Annotated in this window: 5 protein-coding genes and 2 tRNA genes; 5 read left to right on the plus strand and 2 right to left on the minus strand. The window is 61.5% G+C overall.

The window, feature by feature from the left end:
- The 5 genes from ybgF to AC1D0Z_RS16710 form a co-directional block, all read left to right on the plus strand.
- A partial coding sequence (gene ybgF / locus AC1D0Z_RS16690) for a tol-pal system protein YbgF (RefSeq protein WP_477659339.1) occupies window positions 1-561 on the plus strand: 561 nt, incomplete at its 5' end.
- A 66-nt stretch (window positions 562-627) separates the two neighbouring features.
- Window positions 628-1743 carry a YeeE/YedE family protein gene (locus tag AC1D0Z_RS16695; RefSeq protein WP_477659340.1) on the plus strand — a complete coding sequence of 372 codons (1116 nt, stop codon included), beginning with the start codon at window positions 628-630 and terminating at the stop codon, window positions 1741-1743.
- Between the two features lie 18 nt (window positions 1744-1761).
- Window positions 1762-2541 carry a tRNA threonylcarbamoyladenosine dehydratase gene (locus AC1D0Z_RS16700; protein ID WP_477659341.1) on the plus strand — a complete coding sequence of 260 codons (780 nt, stop codon included), beginning with the start codon at window positions 1762-1764 and terminating at the stop codon, window positions 2539-2541.
- A gap of 93 nt (window positions 2542-2634) precedes the next feature.
- Window positions 2635-2710 (plus strand) — tRNA-Lys (locus AC1D0Z_RS16705).
- Between the two features lie 8 nt (window positions 2711-2718).
- Window positions 2719-2794: transfer RNA gene (locus tag AC1D0Z_RS16710), tRNA-Lys, on the plus strand.
- Window positions 2795-2867: 73 nt separating this feature from the next.
- On the opposite strand, the gene AC1D0Z_RS16715 is transcribed toward AC1D0Z_RS16710, so the two are convergent.
- Together AC1D0Z_RS16715 and AC1D0Z_RS16720 are read right to left on the minus strand one after the other, a co-directional pair.
- Complete coding sequence (locus AC1D0Z_RS16715; RefSeq protein WP_477659342.1) at window positions 2868-3371, minus strand: hypothetical protein; 504 nt, start codon at window positions 3369-3371, stop codon at window positions 2868-2870.
- A 63-nt stretch (window positions 3372-3434) separates the two neighbouring features.
- Window positions 3435-4293, minus strand: an 859-nt coding sequence (locus AC1D0Z_RS16720) for an ATP-binding cassette domain-containing protein (RefSeq protein WP_477659343.1), incomplete at its 5' end; no start/stop codon positions are given.

Raw genomic sequence — 4293 nt, forward strand, 5'->3', positions numbered from 1 at the left:
CTGTCCAACCAGATCGAGGCCTTGCGCAACGAACTCGCCACCATGCGTGGGCAAAACGAAAGCCTCACGCGAAGCGTGGCCGAGATGCAGCGCACCCAGAAAGACCTGACGACAGGTGTGGACGAACGACTGCGCAAGTTCGAACCCGGCAAAGTCAATGTGGACGGCAAGGAGTTTGTGGCCGAGCCCGCCGAAAAGCAGGAGTTTGAGGCTGCACTGGCCACGCTTCGCAAGGGCGACTTCGCGGCAGCTCAGACCAGCTTCCTGGGCTTCCTGAAGCGTTACCCGCAAACCGGCTACCGCACGTCGGCCCTGTTCTGGCTGGGCAACGCCCAATACGCTTTGCGCAACTACCGCGATGCGGTGACCAATTTCCGCGCGCTGGTGACAGCCGAACCTGATCACATGCGCGCACCTGAGGCGCTACTGTCGCTGGCCAATTGCCAAGTGGAACTCAAGGACACCAAATCGGCACGCAAGACACTGGAAGACCTTGTCAAGGCCTATCCCCAGGCAGAAGCCGCCTCTGTGGCCAAGGAACGCCTGGCCAAGCTGAAGTGATCCGCACCCCGGGCAGGCCTTTCGACCGGCCCGGGAACTCGGGGCATTCGCCCCTAAAATCGGGTGATGGACATCTCCGCACTCAACAGTCTCACGGCCCAGGTTCTCTGGGCCGGTTTCATTCTCGCCATGATTTTTGGTGCGATCGCCCAGCGCACGCATTTCTGCACCATGGGGGCGGTCAGCGACATCGTGAACATGGGCGACTGGACCCGTATGCGCATGTGGGGAATGGCGATTGGTGTCGCCATGATCGGGTTTTTCACCATGGCCGCTGCCGGTGTGATTGATCCATCCAAGACCTTGTATGCCTCTAACCGTTTCATATGGCTCTCCGCATTGGTGGGTGGTGCAATGTTCGGTTTTGGCATGGTCCTGGCCTCCGGCTGCGGCAGCAAAACGCTGGTGCGTATTGGAGGAGGCAGCCTCAAGTCCGTCGTGGTCTTTGCCGTGATGGGCATCGCAGCTTTTGCCACGCTCAAAGGCATCACGGCTGTGATCCGCGTGGCCACGGTCGACAAGGTTGCCGTTGATTTCACAGTCAATGCCACCTTGCCCAACTGGGTGGCCGGCGCCATCGGTATCACACCCGCCGCCGCCGGTATCGGTCTGGCCATCCTCATTGGTTTGGGTCTTATCGTCTGGGCCTTGTTCGGGCAGGACTTCCGCCGCTTTGATAACCTGCTTGCTGGTCTGGGCATTGGCGGCGTCATCGCGGCTATGTGGTGGGTGAGTGGACGCCTGGGCTATGTGGCCGAACATCCGGAAACGTTGCAGGAGGCCTTCCTGGCTACCAACTCGGGCCGCGCCGAGGCGCTGAGTTTTGTCTCGCCTGTGGCTTACACCGTGGACTGGCTCATGTTTTTCAGCGACAAGAGCAAGGTGCTCACGCTGGGTATCGTGTCGGTGTTCGGTGTGGTCGCCGGCTCGGCCGTGTACGCCGTGCTGTCCCGCAGTTTCCGCTGGGAAGGCTTTCGTGACGCGGAAGACACTGYCAACCACCTGGTGGGGGCTACCTTGATGGGCGTGGGCGGTGTTTGCGCCATGGGCTGTACCGTGGGGCAGGGCCTGTCCGGCATCTCGACCCTGAGCGCCACCAGCTTTGTGGCGCTGGCGGCCATCCTGGCAGGCTGCGTGGCGGGTTTGAAGTACCAGGTCTGGCGGCTTGAGCGCTCGGCCTGACGTGCGCCGGTCACAGCCATGACGCCCATCATCGAAGAGCTGCCCGCCGACCTGGATCGCCGCTTCGGAGGCCTGGCGCGCCTTTATGGCGCAACAGGCGCACAGCGTATACGCCAGGCGCACATTGTGGTGGTGGGCCTGGGCGGAGTAGGCTCCTGGGCGGCCGAGGCCGCGGCGCGCAGCGGCGTGGCACGCCTAACTTTGATCGACCTCGACCACATCGCCGAATCCAACATCAATCGCCAGGTCCATGCGTTGGACAGCACGCTGGGGCAGGCCAAGGTGCAAGCCATGCGTGAACGAATTGCGCAAATTCATCCGGGGTGCCGGGTTGATGGTATTGAAGAGTTTGTCGACGCCGCCAACTGGCCCGGCATCCTGGGCCTCGAGGAGGGCTTTGATCGCAAACCGCTGGCCGTAATCGACGCCTGCGACCAGGTCAAAGCCAAAACCGCCATGGCGGCCTGGGCCATCGCCAACAAGGTGAATCTGGTCAGCGTGGGTGCGGCGGGTGGCAAGCGGCTGGCGCACCGCGTGGACATTGACGACCTGGCCTTGGTCACGCACGACCCCTTGCTTGCGCAACTGCGCTACCGATTACGCAAGGAGCACGGCGCCGCACGCAAAGGCAAGATAGGCGTAGCCTGTGTCTTCAGCCGCGAGGCTGTGCTGCAACCGGCTGTCGCAGACCAAAGCGACGGCAGCCTGAACTGCCACGGCTATGGATCGGTCGTCAGCGTGACCTCGACCTTCGGCCTGTGCGCGGCCGGCTGGGCACTCGACAAAATTGCCGCCTGAGTTTTTGCGGGGGCCTGAAAAACCACGCTATAATTCAAGGCTTTGCTGCCCTCGAAGCAGCAAATACCGGAATGTATCGCGAGATACGTTCTTGGGACCATAGCTCAGTTGGTAGAGCAGCGGACTTTTAATCCGTTTGTCGTGGGTTCGACCCCCGCTGGTCCCACCAGAATTTCCGGGTTCTTARCTCAGTTGGTAGAGCAGCGGACTCTTAATCCGTAGGTCGACAGTTCGAATCTGTCAGAACCCACCAAGTACATCAAGGACTTAGCCGCAAGGCTAGGTCCTTTTTTTCGCCTGCCGGAATCTGTATGCGGACTGCAGTGTCAGGCTGAGTAGCCGAGCAAGGGCAATTCCATCTGCGCCTCTTTCGCGACCCGGATGCAGTCCTTCATGTGTTCCTCACCAAGGTAACGTATCGCCGCATAACCGACGGCGGCCGAGACCATCTGACCGGCCAGCGGCACGTACTTGGCAAGCTGCTTGGTGGTCAGACGTACCCCGATCTTGGTTGCGGCCTTGATGACAAGGTCGCGGCTGATGAATTTTCCGATAAGCACCGAACCGACCAGGGTGACAGCCTTTTGCACCTGGTCGCGTTTTTTGGGTTCCAGCTTGTCGAGTTGCTGTGGCGTGAGGCCGAACTCCCTGTTGATTTCCGGGATCAACCGGGACAGCATCGCCGCGTCCACCGCCCAGTCCAACCCTGGCACCGGCACGGCGCTGGCTGCGGCCGCCACCATGGCGCGTTTGTTCAGCAGCTTGCGGCTGCGTTTAACGGCGGCTTCAAGTGCCGCGTCGTCCGCGGCCATGTGCAAGGCTGAAGGCATTTAATCGGGCCCTTTCAATGGGTGAACCCTGGTGGCGCGCTGCCGCCCGGGCTTTCCGCCACTTTATACCGCAGCCGTCTCGATTTGTTCGGTCAGTTCAAGCCACCGTTCTTCCAGCATGTCTATTTCCCCCTCAATGGCCTTGAGGCGCTTGCCTGTCTGGGCGATCTCCGCCGGTGCGGTGGAGGTGGTCAACAGCGCTTGAAGGCTGTCGCGCTCGGTGGTGAGCGCTTTCATGCGCAGGTCGATTTTCTCGATCTCCCTGCGCAGCGGCTTGGTGGCTTCGGCCTGTTGCTGGCGGCGCTGCGCGTCAAGCTTGCGTTGTTCGGGCGTGTCTTTCGGGATCGGTTTTTTACTGCCGGCCTGAACCGCCGGTGCTGCCGCAGCCGCAGGCGATGCCACCGCAGGGGTGGCCGTATTGCCGGCTTTTTTGGCTTCCTCACGCTGGCGTTTGGCATGGTCCAGCAGGTATTTTTGGTAGTCGTCCAGGTCGCCGTCAAAMGGSKCMACGCCGCCSYGGGACACCAKCCAGAAYTCGTCGCASACGGYGCGCARCAGCGCGCGGTCGTGGCTGACCAGCATSACSGTGCCYTCRAACTCGTTMAGCGCCATCGACAGGGCTTCCCGCGTGGCCAGGTCCAGGTGGTTGGTCGGCTCGTCAAGCAGCAGCAGGTTGGGGCGTTGCCAGACGATCATGCACAGCACCAGGCGAGCCTTTTCACCGCCACTCATGCTGCCCACAGCCTGCTTGACCATGTCGCCGCCAAAATTGAAATTACCCAGGAAGCTGCGCAAGTCCTGCTCACGTGTCGGCTGGTTACCCATCTTGCCGGCAGCGGTGACTTCCTTGACCAGGCGAATCATGTGCTCCAGCGGGTTGTCGGCCGGACGCAGCACGTCCAGTTCCTGCTGGGCAAAGTAG

The organism is Polaromonas sp. P1_E3 (assembly GCF_056405935.1).

Excerpts from the sequence above, each read along its gene's own strand:
- AC1D0Z_RS16715 (WP_477659342.1), bottom strand. The coding sequence starts at position 3,371 with ATGCCTTCAGCCTTGCACATGGCCGCGGACGACGCGGCACTTGAAGCC.
- AC1D0Z_RS16700 (WP_477659341.1), top strand. The coding sequence starts at position 1,762 with ATGACGCCCATCATCGAAGAGCTGCCCGCCGACCTGGATCGCCGCTTC.